A 21,330-nucleotide genomic window follows, 5' to 3' on the forward strand; every position below is an offset into this window, starting at 1 on the left:
TTCTATGTCATCTCCTCGGCGCGCTTTAGCAGCTCTTTTGCGCCCTTGCCGATAAATATACGTCCAAGCTCGGCGCCCACGCTTTTCCATTCGCTTTTTTGCGCGACGATGCTTTCGCGTATGCTCTCGCTACCGTCGGGCAGTCCCACGACGGCGCGTATCTCGATCTTATCGCCGTTTAAATTCGCATTTACGCCGATAGGCACCTGGCAACCGCCCTCTAGCATCGCGACGAAATCGCGCTCCACGGTCGTTTCTATGACGGCTTTTTCGTCTTTTAAAAACTCTATCAAATTTAAAATTTCAGCGTCCTCTCTAGCCTCGATACCAAGCGCGCCCTGCCCCATCGCAGGTATCATCTGATCTAGCTCAAACGGCACTATATGCGCGACTTCGGAGCGTAAATTTAAGCGGTTTACGCCCGCCATCGCTAGGATGATCGCGTCAAATTCGCCCTCTTTTAGCTTACGCAGGCGAGTTTGGACGTTGCCTCGCAGCGAGATTATCTCAAGATCGGGACGCATCGCTAAAAGCTGCATTTTGCGGCGCAGACTCGTAGTACCCACGCGCGCGCCCCGGGGCAGATCCTCAAATTTAGCGTATTTTTCGCTCAGCATCGCGTCTCTCACGTCCTCGCGCGAGCAGATCGCGGCTAGCACCAGCCCCTCCGGAAACACGACGGGCACGTCTTTTAGACTATGTACTGCGATGTGCGTTTCACCGCTTAGCATGCTATCTTCTAGCTCCTTTGTAAAAAGTCCCTTGCCGCCGATCTTAGCTAGCGGCGTGTCAAGTATCACGTCGCCTTTGGTTTTCATGCCGGTTAGCTCGACCGCAAGCTTCGGGTAGCGCGATAAAATTTTATCCCTGATATGCTCGCTTTGCCACATAGCCAGCACGCTTTTTCTCGTTGCGATTTTTAGTTTTTCCATATTTGCCTCTTTTCTTCTACGACCTCGACGTCGATGATCTCGCCGTCATCGCGCGGTTTGTCGCGTCCGCTTTCAAATTTTTCGTAATAATATTCACCCTCACTCTTGCGTTCGCCGCCGCTTTTTAAATTTGCAAAAAATGCGACCGCTACGATCGCCGCACCCAAAACGTCGGTGATAAGCCCCGGGATAAACATAAAAAAGCCCCCGATCGCCATACCTACGCTACTAAAGACGTCCGCGGGCTTAAAAAAAGCGATATTGCTCGTGAGCTGAAAAAATCCGACGCGAAACATAAAAAATAGCCCCAAAATAGCCGATGCGATGACCTCTAGGACCAAGTTTAAAAATCCGTACGCGTGGATAAAAAAATACGCCGCCACGATCTCCAAAACGACGTAGGGCGTAAAAAAATGCTTTATCATAGGCTCTTTAGGCGCGCTAAAATTTCGCTCGCTTTGACGGTTTCTTTGGCTAGTCCGTCACGCGTAACGAGCTCGACCGCACCCTCTGCCAGCCCTTTGCCCACGATCACGGCATGAGGAAATCCCATCAGCTCAAATTCGCTCATTTTAACGCCAAAGCGCTCGTTTCTATCGTCAAGCAGCACCGAAAAGCCCGCCTCGCGTAAGTCCTCGTAAAGCCCCTGCGCAAATTTGACGCCCTCTTCGTCTTTTAAATTTGAGATGATGATTTCAAATTTAAACGGAGTTAGGGTTTCGTTCCAGATTATGCCTCTTTCGTCGTGGCTAGCCTCGACAGCTACGGCTACTAGGCGGCTAACGCCGATACCGTAGCAGCCCATGATGAACGGTTTTGCCTTGCCGTTTTCGTCCAAAAACGTAGCACCCATCGGCTCCGAGTACTTGGTGCCTAGCTTAAATATATGTCCGACCTCGATACCTTTGCTAACGCTTAAATTTCCGCCGCAGCAAGGGCATTTATCGCCCGCTTTTACGGCGGTTAGGTCCTTGAAGCGCTCCGCGTTAAAGCTGCTAACGCTAACGCCTACGAAGTGATAATCCCGATCGTTTGCGCCGCAGATCATCTGCGACTCGCCTTCAAGCTCTTTATCGATATAAAACTCCACGCCTTTTAGCCCGACCGGCCCGCAAAATCCGCCGACTAACCCGGCCGCCGAGATCTCGGCTTCGGTTGCGTCCGCTAACTCGAGCGCGCTGCACGCGTTTTGGGCTTTAACCTCTTGTAGTTCGTCCTCGCCGCGCACGAAAAATACTACGATTTTCTCGCTCTTTTCGCCTTTGGCGTCGATAAAAATCGCCTTTTTTATCACCGCTTTTATGCAGTAAAACTCATCGACTCTAAAAAACTCCGCCACGTCTTTGATGGTTTTGGCATTAGGCGTTAAAAATTTAGCCGCATCGGCCTCGGGCCTTTCGGCCTGCGTCGTTCGTTTTGCGCGGGTTGCAGCCTCTATGTTTGCGGCGTAGTCGCAGTTTTCGCAGACGATGATATCGTCCTCGCCGCTATTAGCTAACACCATAAACTCTTTACTTCCGCTGCCGCCTATCGCGCCGCTATCGGCTCTAACCGCACGGAAATTTAACCCGAGGCGAGTAAAAATTTTGCTATAAGTTTTTTCCATTAGGTCAAATTCGCGGTCCAGATCCTCGGCGTTTGCATGGAAGCTATATCCGTCCTTCATCAAAAACTCGCGCCCTCTAAGTAGCCCGAATCTCGGCCTTGCCTCATCTCTAAATTTGGTATTTATCTGATATAAATTTAGCGGCAGTTGCTTATAGGACGTTACTTTACCCCTCACGAGCGCGACCACGCTCTCTTCGTTTGTCGGGCTTAAAACGAAGTCGTTTTCTTTGCGGTCCTTAAAGCGCAAAAGCTCCTTGCCGTAGACGTCAAAGCGCCCGCTCTCGCGCCAAAGATCCGCAGACGTGACGAAGCTCATCGAGATCTCCTGCGCGCCCGCCTCATCAAGCTCCTCTTTGACGATATTTTTTATATTTTCAAGCACTCGTTTTCCAAGCGGCAAAAAGTTGTAAAGCCCGCTGCCTACCTGCTCGGCATAGCCTGCTCGGAGCAAAAATTTATGACTTGCCAGACTCGCGTCTTTTGGCGCTTCTTTTGCCGTCGGCGCGTAAAGTTTGCTAAATTTCATTCGTTCTCCCATTCAAATTCGTTATTTTCTTCTTGCGGCGTTTGCTCCGCGACGTTAAAGATCTCCCCGACGGCTCTTAGCTGCGCTTCGCTTCCCGCAGCTCCGGCGAGGTTTTTTAAATTTATCGTCGGTGCGTGCAAAAACGCCTTAAAAACCTGATGTATGAGGCGATACGCCTCCTCTTTGTCGCTATGTTTTAGATAACCCTTTTTTAGGGCTTTTACAAGTTCTCTTTGGGCGCACTCTTTAGCCTGCTCTCTTATGCCTTTGATTAGCGGCGTGACGGCTAGTTCGCGCAGCATTTGGAAAAACGCCGCCGTATTTCGCCCGACGATGCCGTATGCGATCTGCGCTTGCTCTTCGCGTAGGGCGAGGTTTTTATTTACGATCTCTTGCAGGTCGTCCACGGCGTAAATTTTGATATTTTCGCTCTCCGTGATCGCGATATCGCGCGGTACGGCTATATCAAAAAAGTAACGCTTAAACTCCTTAGACTCGACCATTGCGTCGATCAAAACCGGATGCGGTGCGGCGGTCGCGGAAAATATTATTTGATATTTATTTATGTACTGCGCTACGTTTGAAAGCGAGTCGTACTCGTTATTATCCCCCAGCGTCAGGGCCAAATTTTTAGCGCGCTCTTTGTTTCGGCTGATGATTATCGTTCGCGCGCCGCTTGCGATTAGGTGTTTTGCGGCTAGCTCCGCCATCTCGCCCGCGCCCACTATCACTGCGACCATACCGTTTAACGTGCCGAAAATTTCCTTTGCTTTAGCCACCGCGACGCTTGAGACTGAGATCGGATTTTTGGAGATTTCGGTTTTGTTTCGCACCTCCGCCGCACACTTAAAGGCAAACTCCATCGCCCTGCCTAGCTTTGCACCGCATTTACCGTTAGCGCGGGCAAATTTATACGCCTCTTTTAGCTGGCCCGCGATCTGCGTTTCGCCGATGACTAGACTATCTAGCGAGCTAGCTACGGCAAAGAGATGGTGTACGGCGCCGTTATCCTCGTAGATGTCGGCTCTGCTTTGCAGCTCCTCAAAAGGGATGCCGCAGATGAGCGACATGCAGGCGATGATGTGCTTGCTAGCGCCTTCGACCGTCTTTACGCTAGCGATGATCTCGACGCGGTTGCAGGTGCTTAGTACCATGCACTCGTTGATGTTTTGGCTGGAGCTAATGAGGCGTAAAATTTCATTTTTGCGCTCGATGTTAGAAAAAGAGAGCTTTTCGCGCACGGAGATATCGGTATTTTTGTGCGTAAAGCTCACGCTTGCGTAATGCATTAAAATTCCCTATCTATCATTGATTTTACGATACTTTCTAGGCCGTCTACGTTAAATTTTTCTACCGATTTTATCGCCTGCTCGCCTAAATTTTTCGCCGCTTCTATGCTTTTTTTTATCGCGTCCGTTTCGTTCATCTTCGCCCTCACCCAGACTCGCTCGGCCTCGCTAAGATCTTTTTTAAACAAGCTTTTTAGCTTCTCTTTGTCTGATTCGTTTAAGCTTTCGTAAAGATAAATGTAAGGTAGCGTCGTCTTACCCTCTTTAAAGTCGCTAAAATTCGGCTTTCCAAGCGTCGCGGCGTCTTGCGTGACGTCTAGGATGTCGTCGATTATCTGAAAAGCTAGGCCTAAATTTTTACCGTAAATTTTAAAATTACGCGGCTCAAGCCCAGCCAACATCGCTCCAACCGCGGCGGCGGCCTCGATCAAAACGGCGGTTTTGTAGTATATCATCGTTTCGTACGTGGATTTGTCTTCGTTAAATTTAGCCGAGAGATCCACGTCCATCATCTCGCCCACGCTTAGCTTACTAACCGCGCCCGATATCTCGCCAGCGATCTCGTGCGGGAATTTCGACAGCTCGTAAAAGCCCTTCGAGTAGAGGATATCGCCTAGCATCACGGCGTTTTTGGTGCCGAAGCTCGCATTTATACTCGGGCTTCCGCGCCTAGTGTCGGCATCGTCTATCACGTCGTCGTGAAGTAAGCTAGCTAGGTGAATAAGCTCGATAATCGCGCAAATTTTGAGACTCTGCTCGCTTTCGCCCGCTATTTTTAAAAGCAGCTTAGAGCGCAGCTTTTTGCCCGAATTTATCCGAGCAAACATCGCATTTGCAGGCTCATAGCCAAGCTCTGCGATAAAATTTTTCATTATCAGATCAATTTTTTCCATTTATGCTCACTTAAATTTTGCTTTTATCTGGCGTTTTGCGCGCTATTTTGAGCACCGCTCTGCTTTCTTGGCGGGTCCAAAAACTCCACGTCTACGCGCTGTTCGTCGTCGTTTATCAGCACGCGAAATTTCGCGACGCCTTGCTTAAAATTCTCAAAAACGAGATAAAGCGCGACGCGGTCGCTAGGCGGAAACTTGAGATCAGGTATCAAAGTCTGCTTATAGGTCTCAAGGCCGCGTCTTAGCGACATGACAAGCTGGCGAGGATAGTTTCGGTAGCGCGAATGCACGATGATATTCGTGTTATCAAAAAGCGTCCAACGAAAATCAAAACTCTCGCGCTCGTCAGTGCCCTTTTTGGTTACGAAAACCCGCGCCCACTCGTCTTTTTTGAGCTCAAAAAGGTGCTCTTCCTCGAAATTTACCGCGCCAAAAACCAGCGATAAAAACAATGAAAATATAACGGCTATTTTACTCATTTTGACTTAAAATATCCCCACTAAGCCCGATATAAATGTCGTTTAGCCGCTCATTTACAAGGGTCTGATTTTTAGAAATAAACGAATTTTGCGCCGTTTCGTCAAATCCGTTTTTTTCGCAAAATTCGCTCATCGCGATAAATTTTTCAAAGGTTTTTTCAAGTTCGTTTTCGACTAAATTTTTGTTCGCGTTAAATAAAATTTCAAAGAATTTTTCTCTCGGACTTTGAGAAAATATATCATATTCCATAAATTTTAAAACCTTTCGCAAATCTTAAAATACATATTATTTTTTGTAAAATATTACCTAAAATCATACGTACTATAATACGCTAAATTTTTATAACTTCTCGATATATAGGGCTGTTTCAGCCACAGTAAAGACATTGTCGCAGCTCGGACTTTGGCTACCAAAACCCCAACAAACGTTTAGATATTTTATATCCGCATTACGTGCGGCAAGCTCGTCCTTTTTACTATCTCCGACAAATATCGCTTTATCGAATTCGCCTGATTTTAGTATCAAATTTAACATCGCCGGATCTGGTTTTTGAGGTACGTTTTCGTCCGCTCCGACGATGAGATCGAAAAATTTAAATATCCCGCTTCTTTGTAAAATTTCATCCAAAGTATATCGCGGCGCATTGCTAGCTAGAGCGACGAAATGCCCGGCCTCTTTTAGTCCGGCTAGTAGCTCCCGGACGCCCTCGTATGCCGCGGCGTATTCGCGGTAGTTTTTCTTAAATTTAGCTTCAAAGTTATCCCTTAGCTTCATATCGGGCTTATCGATACCGTAAAAGTCAAGCCCCAAATTTCGCCCCAGCTCGTTTATGGCCTTCACGATAAACTCCGCCTCCAGATCGCCCTCAAGCCCCAGCTCCCGCCGCACCTCGTTTACCGTCTCGCAGATCGCTTTTGCGCTATCTATGAGCGTGCCGTCCATGTCAAATATCACGCATTTCACTCTTCGTCCTTATATTTTTTTCTATGTTTTTCTTTTTTATACGTTTTTTGATTTTTTAGCTTTTCTAGCGCGTTGGCGCAGGCTATTAGCTCGGCTCTCTCACCGCCCTTTACGACTAAATTTACGAAATTTTCAAGAGATTTCGAGTAGGCGTTATCTAAAAAAACCGGCTCGATCTTGCGTAAAATTTCGGCGTTTTTGCCCACCCTAGCGCGAAATTCGTCCTCGTTAAAATCCTCTCTTTTTAGCGCGCTAATCGCCGCTTTTGCGAATTTTTCCAGGCCGCGCAGGTATTTTACACGCTTAAATTTGTCGTTTTGTTCAGCCATTTTTTCCTTTCAAAAGCCCAATTATACCAATTTAAACTTTTAGCGGTTATAATGCGCGCAAATTTTACAAGGAGAAAAGATGCAAAAAGAGACGATCGCCACGCACTACGGCTACGACACCAAGGCTGGCCCGGGCGCCATGGCGGTACCGATTTATCAGACTACGGCTTATGATTTCGGCAGCGCTGAGATGGCCGCGGCGAGATTTCAGCTAGAAGCCCCTGGCCACATCTACACGAGGCTAGGCAACCCGACGACGGACGTGCTAGAGAGCCGTATAGCCGCGCTCGAGGAGGGCTCGGCCTCTATCGTGACGGCCAGCGGTCAGGCGGCGATTTTCTACTCGGTCGCAAATTTAGCCGCAGTCGGCGACAACATCGTCGTGGCAAAGAAAATTTACGGCGGCACGATGGTCCTTTTTATGCACACGCTTAAGCGTTTTGGCATCGAGGCGCGGGTGTTTGACAGCGACAGCGCGGACGATCTTGAAAATTTGATAGACGACAAAACTCGCGCGATATTTTTCGAGACGCTATCAAACCCGCAAATCGCAATCCCGAATTTTAAAAAAATCGTCGAGATCGCAGACAAGCACGGCGTCGTAACGATCGCCGATAACACCGTGCCTACGCCGATCATTTTCCAGCCGCTAACTCACGGCGTAGACGTCGTCGTGCATAGCGCTAGCAAATATATCTGCGGCCAAGGGCTAAGCCTATCTGGCGCGGTCGTCGCTAGCAAAAATTTAAACGCTAAGCTAGTTGGCAACGCCAGATACGCGCACTTTAACGAGCCTGATGAGAGCTATCACGGGCTAGTTTACGCGCAAATGGCGGATAAATTTGATATCTATACGCTGCGCATGAGAGTGGCTTTAGTGCGCGACATAGGCGCTACGATCTCGCCTTTTAACTCTTGGCAGCTCATCCAGGGGCTTGAGACATTAAGCGTTCGTATCGAGAGACACTCGCAAAATGCGCGCAAGATAGCCGAGTTTTTAAACTCGCATAAACACGTAAAACGCGTGACCTACCCTGCGCTAAAAAGCGATCCCGAGCACAAAAAAGCGCAAAAATACTTTAAAGACGGCATGGCTAGCGGGCTAATGTGCTTTGAAACCGATAGCTTTGAACGCGCCGTAAAGATGCTGGGCAAGGTAAAGCTCTTTAAAATCGTCGTAAATATCGGCGACTCCAAGTCGCTCATCACGCACCCAGCATCCACTACGCATCAGCAGCTCTCGAGCGAAGAGCTAACGAAGGCGGGCATAACAAAAGAACTAATCAGAATAAGCGTCGGCCTAGAAAACGCGGACGACCTCATCGCCGATCTCGCGCAGGCTTTGGAGTAAAATAAAGCCAAATTTGTAAAGATAAATTCGGCTAAATTTAAGCTAGATTTAAATATACCCCTAAGCGGCTTCGCCGCTTAGGAGGCTAGACGCTAGATTGTTAAATTTGATCAAGAGGGCTTCCCTCTTGATCCCTGGCTCGTCCAAGCTCAAATTTGAGCAGGCTACTTGTCCTTTTTCTTATCGGCTTTTTCTTTTATCTCTTCCGCTGCCTCGAGGTCAAGCTGCGCCTGCTTAAAGGCTTTACGAGCTTTATCAACACGGCGAGAGTTTTTAACGCTGGCGTCATCGGTATAAACCTTTTCTGCTTCCTCAAGCTCGGTTTTAGCCTTACCGAAATTCTGCTGCGCTGCCTCAAGCTTATTAGTAGCCTTATCGCCGCCCGCTAGCTCCGCCTTTGACGTTACTTTGCCCGTTACCGGGTTACGTCCGATAGTTAATTCTAAATCCTCTTTTGCGCGTGCAGCCGAGCCGCGAGCGACGTCGCACTCTTTTTTACCAGCACTTATCATAACCCCCCCCCTATAAATCTAGGTCTATTTTTTGGGTCATCACAATCAACCTTAGCAAAAGTGCTTAGACTAAACGCGCTTAAAAGCATAGCTATAATTAATACTTTATTTTTCATTTTTAACGCCTTTTTCTTTATTTTTATTAAGTCCTCTTTTATTTCTTATTCTACGAAATGCGCTTGAAAATGTAGATAAGGTCAAATCCTCAAATTTCATTTCTATTTCCTTTCTTTAAATTTTACGCAAACGGCGGCAAATTTACGCCGTAAACGTCTTTAAGGTTTCGTTGTATTTGTTTTCGTCCTCGCACTGAATGAGCAGCAAGTCGCCATCCTCAAATACCGATGAGCCGGTAGGTTTGATGTATTCGCCCTTTCGCTTGATGAGTAGCACCAAAAAGTCGCTAGGAAGCTCGAGCTCGGCTAGGTTTTTGCCCACGACTTCGGAGTCAAAGCGTATGGTGTGCTGGCGTAAAGTGTGGTAAAAGATCGGTAAATTCGACATCTCGACCTCTTTTGACGCGGCTTCTTCTTTAACGCCGCATTTTTGCGCGACCTTTTCTAGCGTCATGCCTTGGATGATGATCGAGACGAACACGACGAAAAATATCGTGTTAAAAATCAGCTCCGAGTTTGGCAAATTTGCGCCGAACGGATAGGTCGCAAGTACAATAGGAACGACGCCGCGAAGCCCGACCCACGAGATAAACATCTTTTCTTTCACGTTGTAACGCGAAAAAAGTAACGACGCGAAAACGCCCACCGGACGGGCGATAAACATTATCCAGCACGCGATCACCACGCCAGCGATCGCCACACCAGGTAGCTCGGATGGATTTACCAAAAGCCCCAGCGTCAAAAACACCACGATCTGCATCGTCCAAGCGATACCGTCGTGAAAACCGATCAAATTTTTCTTGTGAGCGAACTCTTTTTTATTGATAAACATGCCCGCGATATAAACCGCCAAAAAGCCGTTGCCACCGACCTTGCCAGCAAGCACGTAAAGTAGCAATACCCAAGCCATCGAAAAAACAGGATATAGCCCCCAGTACTCAAGCCTGAGGCGGTTAAAAAGCCCGGGTAGCGCGACGCCAAACACATAACCCATCAGCCCGCCGAGTAAAAACTGCTTGATGAGTGCGACAGTGATGTCAGAGGCGTCTGGGACGGTGTTTAGGGCGATGATTTGTATCATTGTGACAGTGAGGAAAATCGCCATCGGATCGTTTGATCCGGACTCTAGCTCCAAAAGCGGTCGGATGTTATTTTTTAGCAAAATTTCCTTCGCTCCAAGGATCGCAAACACCGCCGCAGCGTCGGTCGAGGAGATGATCGCTCCAAAAAGCAAGGCTTCAAGCCAAGTTAGCCCTAGTAAAAATTTAACCAAAAGTGCGACCAGAGCCGCCGTCAGCACGACGCCAACGGTCGCGAGCATGATGCCACTCATCATGATAGGCTTTATCGACTTTAAATTCGTATCAAGCCCGCCAGTGTAGAGGATAAAAATAAGTGCGATTATGCCCACATCATGAGCGATGTGCTGGCTATCAAAGGCGATGCCTAGCAGTCCGTCTGAGCCCGCGAGCATGCCCACGGCCAAAAATACGACTAATGACGGAATACCGAATCTATCAGAAACCTTGCTAGAGACGATACAAGCGATAAGTAGAATAGAAAAAAATAGTAAAAAAGTTTCTAACATTGTGCCTCATTTGAGTTCAAAGCGGGGCAAATTTAAGGCTAAATTTAGCGCCCTTAAAGCCTCAAATTTGGCGCGTTTTATAAATAAATTTTACCAGATTTTACCTTTTTAACGGATAAAAAGGCTTAACTTTTATCATCGTAAAAGATGAGATCAAAGCTATTTTTGCGCTTTACCAGAGCCTTTTTAGACGGCACGCCGCCCTGCTCCATTTTAGCCAGCTCCTCTTTCATCTGCCTTATCATGACTTCAGACTGCTCGATCTGCTCTTTTAGCTGCAAGATTATGTCTACGCCCGCTAAATTTACACCCAGATCGCGCGTTAGACGCAGTATCATCTTGATACGGTCCATGTCTTTTTCGGAGTAAAGGCGCATCTTGCCCTCGGTTCTTGATGGCTCTAATAGCCCTTCGCGCTCGTATTGGCGCAGCGTCTGCGGATGTATGGAGAGCACCTTAGCTACGACGCTGATTAGATATACCGGTTCTTCGTATTGTTTCATTTTATGCCTCCGGGAGTTTTTGCTTCATGAGTTCGGCTAGCTCGCCGTCTAAGGCATTTACGTCCGGCAAAGACACGCGCGCTCGCAGGTACAGATCGCCGAATATTCCGCTTTTTCTATTTTGCACGCCGTATCCTTTGAGCCTGATTTTTTGCCCCGATTTTGAGTTTTCGGCGATTTTTATCGTGACGTCTTTTTTAGGCGTTTTTACGTCTATCTTGCCACCGAACATCATCGTTTTTAGCGGGATTAGCACGTCTTTATATAGATCGTCGCCGTCTCTTTCGTATTCGTCGCTAGGCGCGATATTTACGGTCAGTATCAGATCTCCGCGTCCGCCGCTACCTTTGCCTTTTATGCGTAGCTTTTCGCCGTCGTTGATTCCGTTTGGGATTTTTATTTTGATGTTTTCGCCGTTAAAATTTATCGAGTGTTCGCCGCCCTTTACCGCTACGTCAAACGGGATAGTTACCTTCGCTCGCGAGTCCAGATCCTCATCGTCATCAAAGCCGCTAAAGCCGCCCGTCTGCCTAAAACCGCTAAAGCCGCTTCTACTAGAAAATCCGCTAAAGCCGCCTCCACCGAAGATATTTTTTAAAATTTCATCCAAATTTCCCATACCCGAGCTGCTCGCAAAGTCATGGAAATTTTGTCCGCCGAACATTGCGTCGCCGTGCCTGTCGTACTGCGCGCGTTTTTTTTCGTCGCTTAAAATTTCATACGCGGCGTTTATCTCTTTAAATTTATCCTCCGCGCCCGGGTCTTTGTTAATATCGGGGTGATACTTGCGAGCCAGCCTGCGATAGGCCTTTTTGATCTCGTCGCCGGTGGCTTTTTCCGACACCCCTAACGTTTCGTAAAGACTATTGCTCATGTTATGTCCTTATAGTCAATTAATTTTATAGCGATTATAGCACAAAACTTTAGCCTATGTCAATCAAGTATAGTAAATAAAAACGATTTTAAACGACTTAAATAATAATTAACTTTACGTTGAGCTTAACGCCATATAATCGCGCTTTGAAAAAAATTTTATCAAAAGGAAAAGTAATGAAAAAGATAATGATATTATCTTTGGCTACTTCTTGCGCGATCTTTGCCGCAAGCATAAACTTTAACGAACCCGCAGAGGATTTTACGAGAATAAATCCGGAATTTAACAAAAACGTAGTCCTGTCATACAACAGCTCTATCGCCGACGCTAAAAAATCGGTCGTAAATATCTCCACTACAAAAACCGTTAGCAGCAACGTAGCAGATATGAACGATATGTTTAGCGATCCGTTTTTCAAGGACTTTTTCGGATTTCAGTTTAACATCCCTCAAGAAAAACAAAAAAGCAGCTCGCTAGGCTCCGGCGTCGTCATCTCTAGCGACGGCTACATCGTGACGAACAACCACGTCGTAGAAGATAGCGACGAGATCGTCGTCACGCTGCTAGATAGCGACAAAGAGTATAAAGCCAAAATCATCGGCACCGACCCGAAAACCGACCTAGCCATCATAAAAATAGACGCAAAAGAGCTAAAAGCCATACCGTTTGCCGACTCGGCCAAACTGATGGAAGGCGATATCGTATTTGCCATCGGAAATCCTTTCGGCGTCGGCGGCAGTATCACTCAGGGCATAGTTTCAGGCCTAAATAAAGACAATATCGGACTAAATCAATATGAAAATTTCATCCAAACCGACGCCTCGATAAATCCCGGCAACTCAGGCGGTGCGCTAGTCGATAGCCGCGGCTATCTAGTCGGCATAAACTCGGCCATACTTAGCCGCAGCGGCGGAAACAACGGCATCGGCTTTGCCATCCCGTCAAACATGACTAAAGATATCGCCAAAAAGCTCATCGAAGACGGCAAGATCGAGCGTGGATATATCGGCGTGATGATAGCAAATCTCAACGAAGAGCAAAAAGAGATCTATAAAAACAAAGAAGGCGCGCTCATTAGCAGCGTAGAAAGCGGTCTCCCTGCCGATGTAGCCGGGTTAAAACGAGGCGACCTCGTTATCAAAATCGACGACAAAGAGATCAAAAACGCCAATGACCTCAAAAATCTCATCGGCTCGCTAGCTCCAAACAAAGAGATCACGCTAACCTACGAACGCTCCGGCAAAATCGAAACCGCCAAGATAAAACTAGCTAACGCTAATGCAAAATCAAACGCCCCTACCGCAAAAAACGGCACGGCTATCGAGGGCCTTAGCGTCACGGCGATCGACGACAACGCAAGGTACAAATACCGCTTGCCTGCGGACGCAACCGGCATCCTGGTAACTGACGTAAAAGCCGGCTCAAATGCCGAAAAAATCGGCTTTGAAAAAGGCGATATCATCATCCAGATCGCCGAAGAAAATATCAAAAATATGGATGATTTTAACAAAGCCCTAGCAAGCACGAAAGGCAAAAAGACGCTCGTTTGGGTCAATCGCGGCGGACTTTTCCAAGGTCTTGTTATAAAATAATTTCTACCTTAAGGCGCGGGAAACTGCGCCTTTTCTTTATTAAATTTTCTAAATTTCATCTTAAATTTGAACCGATTAAATTTCTAGTTTCAAAATTTAACCAAGCTTAAAAAAGCGTTCGACTGAAGGTTGCAAGCGTAGCGTAGCAAAAAGACGAGCCGCGGCCGCCATTAAAAATTTAGTCAAAACTCGCTATAATCCCCCAAAGGACATAAAATGATAAAAATTCTGATGATAGAAGACGATTTAGAGCTAGCTGAAATTTTGACCGAGTTTTTAGCAAAAAGCGATATGGACGTAAAGACGGCGGAGGAACCGTATATCGGCCTTTCGACGCTAAACGTAGAAAAATTCGACCTCGTGATCTTAGATCTAACGCTGCCGGGACTTGACGGCCTAGAAGTATGCAAAGAGATCCGCAAGCGCCACGACGTGCCCATCATCATTTCAAGCGCGCGCCACGACATCACGGACAAAGTAAATGCCCTAGATAACGGCGCGGACGACTACCTGCCAAAACCTTACGATCCGCAGGAGCTGCTAGCTCGTATCAAAAGCCATCTGCGCCGCCAAAGTGCGGTAGCGGGCGCAAATTTAAGCGGCGCAAAGGAGCCTGCGCGCGAGAAAGATATCGCGGTAGACGACTTTAAACACGTCATCACGCTAAAAGGCGAGCCGTTAAATTTGACCGCGGCGGAGTACGACATCCTAAAATACATGCTCCAAAAAGAAGGCGGCGCCATCACTCGCGAGGAGTTTATCTACAACTGCGCGAGCATCAGCGAGGACTCGACGAACAAGAGTATCGACGTCATCATCGGGCGCATCAGAGGCAAGCTAGGCGACGACCCAAAAGAGCCAAAATACATCCACGCTATCCGCGGCATCGGATACAAGCTAATGCAGTAAATTTTAAAGCCCGCAAATGAAACGCTCATCGGTTTTTTACACTATCACTTTTATCTTTGCTTTGGCGCTAACAAGCATATTTTTAGCATTTTTGTGGCTGATGGACTACGACAAGCAAAACTACGCTCGCGAGCTAAACGCCAAGTACTCCACAATCGCTAGAAATCAGCTATTTTTGATGAGCGGTATCATAAACGAAAAAGAGTACGAGCGTCAAACGGGCGACTTTAAGATGCCTGAGATCACGAACGAGCGGCAAAAGGAGGAGATCCTAGCAAACGCAACCGTGCTTGAGGAGATATCAGCAGACATCGGCTCCAGCGCTATCATGATCTATCAAAATCACCACTATCTAAAAGTCCAGCACGTCGATAAAGTCCTGCTTTTAAAGGATAACGACTACCAGCCGTACCGCTACGACATCATCAAGATCATCTTTTTGCTAGTCGCGATCATACTTCTTGCCGCTTACGTTTTTGTTATCAGGAAACTAAAACCGCTAAGAAAACTAAAGCGCCAGATAGCTAAATTTGCCGCGGGCGAGATCGATGAAGTACAAAACGTCAGCAGCGGTAACGACGAGATTTCCGAGGTTGCGGAAGCATTTTACGACGCGGTTTGTCAGATCAAAAATTTAAACGCATCGCGCAAGCTGTTTTTAAGAAACATAATGCACGAACTAAAAACTCCGATCACCAAAGGCCGCCTAGCCGCCGAAATGATCGAAAAAAGCAAAAATCAAGAGCGACTCGTGTCGGTGTTTATAAAACTCGAAAATCTCATAAACGAATTTGCCGCCGTCGAGCAAGTCACCTCAAGCATCGCGCTAAATAACACTAAAATTTGCCGTATCGACGATGTAATCGACGAGGCTCTGGATATCGCGATGGTAGATCCCGGACAGGTTACGATCAATAAGCTAGAGGACGTGAGCCTAAACGCCGACTTTAAGCTGCTGGCTATCGCCGCCAAAAACATGATTGATAACGCTCTAAAATACTCCCCCAACAAGCACGTAAATATAACTATCACGCGCGAGTCGATCAAATTTATCAACGAAGGCGAACGATTGTCAAAGGAGCTGCGACACTACGTCGAGCCCTTTACTAAGGGCGAAAGCGCGCAAAAGAGCTTTGGCCTGGGGCTCTACATCGTCGAAAATATAATCAAAGCCCACAAGCTAACTCTAAGCTACGAATACAAAAACGAACTAAACGTATTTAGCTTTGAAAATCTGCAAAATATCGCGGCGTAGAAGTAAATTTGAGCGTTTTGTTAAATTTGCGGGGCGCGGGGTAAATTTGAGCCAAAATTTAAAGCGAATCGCATTTTACTTAAATTTTAAAATTTGGCGTATCGTTTGCGACTAGCTAAACGCCAAAATTTGAGCCCGTAAATTTGTCTCTTGTTTTAAATTTGCATATGGTTTAATTTAGCCGCTCCTCGCTACTCATAATAAAAAGACTTTACGGGCGCGAAATTTAGCCCCGCCTCTTTGCACAGCGCATAAAAATCAACCTCGCCGTCGCGAGATTTAAACTCAAAATAGCACTCGTAAAGCTTTACTAAGTATTCAAATTCTAAATTTAACCACGCGCTTATCTCGTGTTTTTCTCTTACGTCGCGGGCTTCGCTGGTTAGTCGCTCGTAGCGTGCGCGCTCTATCCAGCAGCCCTCCAGAAAGTGGTGCGCGCCCCAGTCTAGCGCGTCTAATAGCATGCAAAAGTACAGCTCTACGGTGCATGCGTCGTAGCGCTCGTGGCGATATGCGCGGCGCAAAAGCTCGTCCCTGCCAAGCTCATGCAAACCGCGCATATAAATCTGATACGCCCAGCGCAGATGCGGCATCTCGCCTGCGATACAGCGCCTTTTTAGATACTCGCCGACTAGTTCGCCGAGCTCAAACGGTAGTTCGCCGTTGCCGCGGTTTTTTAGATTTTTAAGCTCGCTTTGGTCTTCGTCTAAAATTTCGCGGCAAAGTTCACCCAGCGCATAGTCCCGCTGCGCCTCGCTAAATTCGCTTTTAAATTTACCAACGGCGCCCTTTAGATGCTCGTTTGCCCGCTTTTTTAGCCCGGCATCATAGAGCCTTAGGTATTCGCAGAGCTCAAATTTTAGCCAGCCAAAAGCGTCCGTTTGCATTTTAGTTCCTTTAGAGGCGTAAATTTAGTGTGTAAAAACAACAACCTCGCCGCACTCAAACGCAACCTGCCGTCCGGCTAGATACAGTCGGCATTAGCTCGTAAATTTGAGCCAAATTTACAAAATATCCCTCTGCCCTTTTGCGTTCATCGGGCTTAGCACGCCCATTTGCTCCATCTGCTCGATGATCGTAGCAGCGCGGTTATAGCCGATTTTTAGGCGGCGTTGCAGGTAGCTGATCGAGGTTTTTTGCTCGCTTAGAACGATCTCTTTGGCCTCTTCGTAGAGCTCGTCTAGCTCGCCCGCTACGGCGCCGGAGCCTGTAGCCCCACCGCCGCTAGCGCCCTCCTCGGCTAGAAATCTCTCGTCGTAGACCACTTCTTGCTGCGCTTTTAGGAAATTTACGATAGTGTCGATCTCTTTCTCGCTAGCAAACGGCGCGTGCAACCTGATAACGCCGGGGCTTCCCGGAGGAGTAAATAGCATATCGCCGCGTCCTAGCAGGCTCTCCGCGCCCATTTGATCTAGGATTACCTTGCTATCGATGCGTTGACCGACGCGGTAGCTGATACGGCTAGGCAAATTTGCCTTGATTAGCCCCGTCACGACGTCTACACTCGGGCGCTGCGTGGCCACGATGAGATGTATGCCGCTGGCTCTGGCCATCTGCGCCAGACGCCCGATGTATAGCTCCACGTCCTTGCCGCTAGTCATCATCAGATCGGCCAGCTCATCGATGATCACGACGATGTACGGGAACTGCTCGCCGCCCTCCTCTTTCATCTTTTCGTTGTAGCTTTCGATATTTTTGGTGCGCGTGTGGCTCATGATTTTATAGCGGCGCTCCATCTCTGAGACCATGTTTGATAGCGCAGTTATGGCCTGCTTGGCCTGCGTGATGACCGGAGTTAGCAGGTGCGGGATGTCGTTATAGATGCTAAATTCCAGCATCTTTGGATCTATCATCATCAGGCGCAGCGTCTGCGGGCTGTTGCGATATAGCAAGCTTAGCAGCATCGCGTTTATACCTACGCTCTTGCCAGATCCCGTCGTGCCCGCGATTAGCAGGTGAGGCAGCTTTTTTAGATCGGTGACAAAGGGCGCTCCGACGATATCCTTGCCTAGCGCGATAGTTAGCGGACTGCTCGAGTTTTTAAAAACTTCGCTATCTAAAATTTCTTTTAGATATACAGTCTCGATGTTTTTGTTCGGAACCTCGATGCCTACGACGTCTTTGCCTGGTATCGGCGCCTGGATGCGGATAGTCTGAGCGCGCAGAGCCATCGCGAGGTCGTCTTGCAGGGTTAAAATTTTACTCACCTTGATATGAGGCGCCTGACGAAACTCAAACGTCGTAACGATCGGCCCCGTGTAGGTGCGCACGACGTCGCCGTCTATTTTAAATTTGCGCAGTTTATCGAGCAGATCGGAGATCTTTTGATCGATCTCGGCTTCGTTTACGCTGTTTGATCTTTTAGGCGGATCAGCTAAAAATTTAAGCGGCGGCAACGCAAAATCCTTAGGCTTTTCGACCTTGCCTTTTTCCATTTGTTCGAGTAGTTTTTTGTTTTCGGCGACTTCGTTTAGGATCTCGACGCCGTTTATCGTAACCGTACTTTTTTCTTCTAAATTTAACTCGACCTCATCCTGAGCCTCGTCTTCGTCGTCCTGACTATCTTCGTCCTCTAGCTCTTCGCCGTTTTCCTCGCTCAAATTTGACTCGCTTTGAGTTTTAGCCTTTTTGATTTGCCTAGGCTTTTTTTGCGTTTTTGGCTTAATCTCGCCCGCGTTTTCAAATTTATCCTCATTGGCGCTGGGCTCGACGAAAGCCTTTTTTAGGATAGCTATGATGTTGTCCTGCGCGATCAGGCCAAAGCTTAGCACGAAAAGCATTACGATAAAGACCCACATGCCTATCACGCCCGCGACGTCTCTGAGTGCCTCGTTTGCACTATTTGCAATCAGTCCGCCGTAGTTAGCATCCGCGCCCGATTGAAACATCAAAAACGCCAAAAACAGCAGCACTGCACCAAGCGTCGTCTGGGCAAATTCGGCATTAAAGCCGTTAAAATATTTGTAAATATAATACGCAAAAAATATAAAAACAAAAGGATAAACGTAAGCTATAAAGCCAAAAAGCTTGAAGTTCCAAAGCCCAATCGCGTTGCCGAAGCTACCGACGAAATTTGCCGCAGGCGCGATGGTGGCGATCCCGAAAAATATCAAAAAACAAACGACTACGACTAAAACCGATTCTCTTAAAATGGCGCGTCCTTTTAAATTTAGTAAATTTAAATTTGCGGGAGAGCGAATTTTAGAGCCGAATTTATCAAATTTGACCCCATTTTCGCTCCGCCCGCTTTGATAACGAAACTTTAATAAAACGGTAGATTATAGCGAGTTTTTACATATAGTTTAATAACGAGAGCTGATTTATCTTCGCCACGGACTGCAACATCGCCTGATACGACATCATTTTTTGCATGAGGTTCATATAGGTCTCGCCGTAGTCGGCGTTTGTGATGTCGGCCTTGACGGTTTTTACGTTTACCTCCATGATACTAGCGCGAGTGTTAGTATCCGCTAGCGCCGCGCTTTGAGCGCCTACCTTGGTGTGGATTTTGCTCACGTGATCGGCGATGTGGTCTATTCTCTCGATCGCGCCTTGGATGCCGGAGTTACGCGGATGCTCGCCCTCGCTATCGGCGCGGTACTGACCGCTCCTAACGGCCTCTATCATCCTATCTAAGTCATCAAAAATATCCACGCTCGGGCTATCTATCTCAACGCCGTTGTTTGCAGAAAAGCTCCACAGCGAGCCGTCTCCTTGCGTAGTCGCAGGAGTCGTGCCGGTGCTATCTCCGTAAAATTGATCGGAATTTGCCTCGTCGTAAATTCCGACTTTTATCAGAGTTACGGCGTTTTGTTTGTCGGCTACCTTTATGCGGCCGCGGTGATCCATGTTTGCCTCTACGCTGCCTTGAGAATTTGCGATGGCTTGCCTATAGGCGACATAGTCGGCTTGCGTATTGCCGCCGGCGCCTGCAGGGACGCTATCGCTAGCGACCATGCCTATGATATCGTTTAACTGCCTAAAGGTCATATTTTTTGACTGGGTAGTTCTACCCTCGGTAGTCGGCGGGTTTGTAGTATCGTTATAAAAGCTATCCCAAACTTCAGTCGTATATGTGGTACCGTCAGGCCTTGTTATATTTACCCGCGCATTGCCTGAGGTCGCAGGAGGTACGGCGGTACCAAAAAGCACGTCGACCTTATAATCTCCGCCGCTTTTAGATTTGATCTGCATTTTTAGGGCTTGGTCGTTTATATCGTATTTGTCTCTTTCGCCAGGATATAGCTCTTTTGAGGCCACGACTTGGCTTAGAGTCGTGTTATCGTCGGCAAATTTACCGCTGCCCCGTTCTACTTGCGATACGGTGCCTATTAAATTTCTACCCTCTTGTTTAAAGTTAATCTTGTCGTAGTCGTAAGCGTTTGTAGCAGCTCCGCCAAGGTCTTCGTATTTGCTTTTTATAAATTCCGTGATTTCATAATCGTCAGGGTTTGCTCGCACCCTAGCTTCGAGCGAATTTGCGGGATTGCCGCCCGTGAGATTAGTAATGTTATTAAACGCATTCGAGGCTGCATTGATATTTGCCGCAGTCAAATCTCCGGCGTTTGCCACCTTTTTCGTCGCCGCTATCATGTGAAAATCAATAACCTGATTGCCTTTACTTAGGTCTTTTACGTTGATTTGGCCTTGGTTGTTTATCGTTACCTCGACGACTTTATTAGTCGGAGTGTTGCCGTATTCGGTGCCGATTTTTTCTAGCAAGTCATTTATCGACGCGTCCGAAGTCATCTTAAATTTACTCGTAAAACTCGTACCGTTTGGCTTTTTACCCTGCAAGAAAAACGTCGTGTCCTGAAACCGCCTCACGCCCGTACCAGTAAAATCTTGATTAGTCAGAGTTTTTTCGTCTTTTACGTATTTAAAACCGATTAGATCGCGCATTTTATGCTCGCTATCGATATAAACGGTCTTGTTTCTATCGTCAAAATTTTGCGCTTTTAGCATCGTGTTGGAGGTGACTTTTTTATTATAGTCGCCGTCCTTACCCAAAAATAGCTCTTGTCCGTTTTGGTTGTAGGTCAAATTTACCTGCGCTCCGCCTACCGTTTTCATCGCCTGCGCATTGCCATAATACTCGTTCGTATCGCCGTTTATAGGCTTTGTATTTATCGCGCTTCCAGAAAATAAAAATTGTCCGTTGATCGAAGTATTTGCGATATTTACCAAGTGATTTTTGATACCCTGAAGGTCGTTTGCGATGGCTTCACGCGATGTTTTGGAGTGGATTTCATTGGCGCCTTGAACCAGCTTTGTTTTAAAAGCCTCGAGCTGCTGTTTAAATTCGCCCAAAGCCTTGTCGGTATTTTTTGAAAAGTGCTGCGCTTTCGACGTCGCCGTTTGTACCTGCTCAAGCGTCGCAACCTCGTAATCAAGTCTCATGCCGTCGTTATAGACGCTACTATCCTCGAAAGAATTTTGGATTTTTAGACCGGTTGACATTTGGTTATTTAGCTTGTAAAGCGCTTTCATATTAGTCTGATAGTCGTAGTTGTTCATAAATTTCATCAACTGATTCGTCATTCTCATTGAGTTTTTCCTTAAATTTAATCAAGCTCTTACAAGCAAATAAAGTTCCACTCGCTATATCGT

Annotated in this window: 19 protein-coding genes and 1 pseudogene; 4 read left to right on the plus strand and 16 right to left on the minus strand. The window is 47.2% G+C overall.

From position 1 onward, the window contains the following. Positions 1–2 precede the first annotated feature (2 nt). The 9 genes from hemC to RWM02_RS04280 all read right to left on the minus strand — a co-directional run bounded on the left by hemC (position 3) and on the right by RWM02_RS04280 (position 7,020). Entirely contained in the window at positions 3–932 is a 930-nt protein-coding gene (gene hemC, locus RWM02_RS04240) for a hydroxymethylbilane synthase (RefSeq protein WP_314069387.1), read from the minus strand. Then, positions 920–1,357, minus strand: a complete 438-nt coding sequence (locus RWM02_RS04245; protein WP_314069389.1) for an FxsA family protein — start codon at positions 1,355–1,357, stop codon at positions 920–922. Before RWM02_RS04245 ends, hemC begins: the two co-directional genes overlap by 13 nt. Continuing rightward, entirely contained in the window at positions 1,354–3,066 is a 1,713-nt protein-coding gene (locus tag RWM02_RS04250) for a proline--tRNA ligase (RefSeq protein ID WP_314069460.1), read from the minus strand. The genes RWM02_RS04245 and RWM02_RS04250 overlap by 4 nt, the downstream gene beginning before the upstream one ends. Then, positions 3,063–4,355, minus strand: a complete 1,293-nt coding sequence (gene hemA, locus RWM02_RS04255; protein ID WP_314069391.1) for a glutamyl-tRNA reductase — start codon at positions 4,353–4,355, stop codon at positions 3,063–3,065. The genes RWM02_RS04250 and hemA overlap by 4 nt, the downstream gene beginning before the upstream one ends. Then, positions 4,355–5,248, minus strand: coding sequence for a polyprenyl synthetase family protein (locus tag RWM02_RS04260; protein ID WP_314069393.1), 894 nt, complete (start codon positions 5,246–5,248; stop codon positions 4,355–4,357). The genes hemA and RWM02_RS04260 overlap by 1 nt, the downstream gene beginning before the upstream one ends. Before the next feature lie 23 nt (positions 5,249–5,271). Continuing rightward, on the minus strand, positions 5,272–5,727 hold the full coding sequence (locus tag RWM02_RS04265; protein WP_314069395.1) for a hypothetical protein: 456 nt from the start codon (positions 5,725–5,727) through the stop codon (positions 5,272–5,274). Next, on the minus strand, positions 5,720–5,977 hold the full coding sequence (locus RWM02_RS04270; RefSeq protein WP_314069396.1) for a DUF2018 family protein: 258 nt from the start codon (positions 5,975–5,977) through the stop codon (positions 5,720–5,722). The genes RWM02_RS04265 and RWM02_RS04270 overlap by 8 nt, the downstream gene beginning before the upstream one ends. A gap of 90 nt (positions 5,978–6,067) precedes the next feature. Further along, on the minus strand, positions 6,068–6,691 hold the full coding sequence (locus RWM02_RS04275; RefSeq protein WP_314069398.1) for an HAD family hydrolase: 624 nt from the start codon (positions 6,689–6,691) through the stop codon (positions 6,068–6,070). Next, a complete protein-coding gene (locus RWM02_RS04280) occupies positions 6,688–7,020 on the minus strand; it encodes a hypothetical protein (RefSeq protein WP_314069400.1) in 333 nt (110 codons plus the stop codon). The genes RWM02_RS04275 and RWM02_RS04280 overlap by 4 nt, the downstream gene beginning before the upstream one ends. 79 nt (positions 7,021–7,099) lie before the next feature. Here RWM02_RS04280 and RWM02_RS04285 point away from each other — a divergent pair, with 79 nt between their 5' ends. Continuing rightward, entirely contained in the window at positions 7,100–8,371 is a 1,272-nt protein-coding gene (locus RWM02_RS04285) for an O-acetylhomoserine aminocarboxypropyltransferase/cysteine synthase family protein (RefSeq protein ID WP_314069402.1), read from the plus strand. A gap of 164 nt (positions 8,372–8,535) precedes the next feature. Here the strand turns inward: RWM02_RS04285 and RWM02_RS04290 are convergent, their stop codons facing one another. The 4 genes from RWM02_RS04290 to RWM02_RS04305 form a co-directional block, all read right to left on the minus strand. Continuing rightward, a complete protein-coding gene (locus RWM02_RS04290) occupies positions 8,536–8,883 on the minus strand; it encodes a hypothetical protein (protein ID WP_314069404.1) in 348 nt (115 codons plus the stop codon). Positions 8,884–9,141: 258 nt separating this feature from the next. Next, positions 9,142–10,587, minus strand: coding sequence for a potassium/proton antiporter (locus RWM02_RS04295; protein WP_314069407.1), 1,446 nt, complete (start codon positions 10,585–10,587; stop codon positions 9,142–9,144). 125 nt (positions 10,588–10,712) lie between these two features. Next, positions 10,713–11,090, minus strand: a complete 378-nt coding sequence (locus RWM02_RS04300) for a heat shock protein transcriptional repressor HspR (protein ID WP_314069409.1) — start codon at positions 11,088–11,090, stop codon at positions 10,713–10,715. A 1-nt stretch (position 11,091) separates the two neighbouring features. Further along, positions 11,092–11,964, minus strand: coding sequence for a DnaJ C-terminal domain-containing protein (locus tag RWM02_RS04305; RefSeq protein ID WP_314069411.1), 873 nt, complete (start codon positions 11,962–11,964; stop codon positions 11,092–11,094). Between the two features lie 176 nt (positions 11,965–12,140). On the opposite strand from RWM02_RS04305, the gene RWM02_RS04310 reads away from it, so the two are divergent. From RWM02_RS04310 to RWM02_RS04320, 3 genes are all read left to right on the plus strand, one after another. Next, positions 12,141–13,556 (plus strand): Do family serine endopeptidase, encoded by a 1,416-nt coding sequence (locus RWM02_RS04310; protein ID WP_314069412.1) that lies wholly within the window; start codon positions 12,141–12,143, stop codon positions 13,554–13,556. A 216-nt stretch (positions 13,557–13,772) separates the two neighbouring features. Next, positions 13,773–14,465 (plus strand): response regulator transcription factor, encoded by a 693-nt coding sequence (locus tag RWM02_RS04315; RefSeq protein WP_185898704.1) that lies wholly within the window; start codon positions 13,773–13,775, stop codon positions 14,463–14,465. A gap of 16 nt (positions 14,466–14,481) precedes the next feature. Then, positions 14,482–15,720 carry an ArsS family sensor histidine kinase gene (locus RWM02_RS04320; RefSeq protein ID WP_314069415.1) on the plus strand — a complete coding sequence of 413 codons (1,239 nt, stop codon included), beginning with the start codon at positions 14,482–14,484 and terminating at the stop codon, positions 15,718–15,720. Positions 15,721–15,911: 191 nt separating this feature from the next. Here RWM02_RS04320 and RWM02_RS04325 read toward each other — a convergent pair whose 3' ends face one another. The 3 genes and pseudogenes from RWM02_RS04325 to RWM02_RS04335 all read right to left on the minus strand — a co-directional run bounded on the left by RWM02_RS04325 (position 15,912) and on the right by RWM02_RS04335 (position 21,267). Then, positions 15,912–16,607 (minus strand): hypothetical protein, encoded by a 696-nt coding sequence (locus tag RWM02_RS04325; RefSeq protein ID WP_314069417.1) that lies wholly within the window; start codon positions 16,605–16,607, stop codon positions 15,912–15,914. A 117-nt stretch (positions 16,608–16,724) separates the two neighbouring features. Then, a pseudogene (locus RWM02_RS04330) lies at positions 16,725–18,188 on the minus strand (DNA translocase FtsK); the annotation flags it as partial. A gap of 823 nt (positions 18,189–19,011) precedes the next feature. Then, positions 19,012–21,267, minus strand: coding sequence for a flagellin N-terminal helical domain-containing protein (locus RWM02_RS04335; protein WP_314069421.1), 2,256 nt, complete (start codon positions 21,265–21,267; stop codon positions 19,012–19,014). Positions 21,268–21,330: the final 63 nt, after the last annotated feature.

This window comes from Campylobacter showae (genome assembly GCF_963515975.1).
Classification (GTDB): domain Bacteria; phylum Campylobacterota; class Campylobacteria; order Campylobacterales; family Campylobacteraceae; genus Campylobacter_A; species Campylobacter_A showae_F.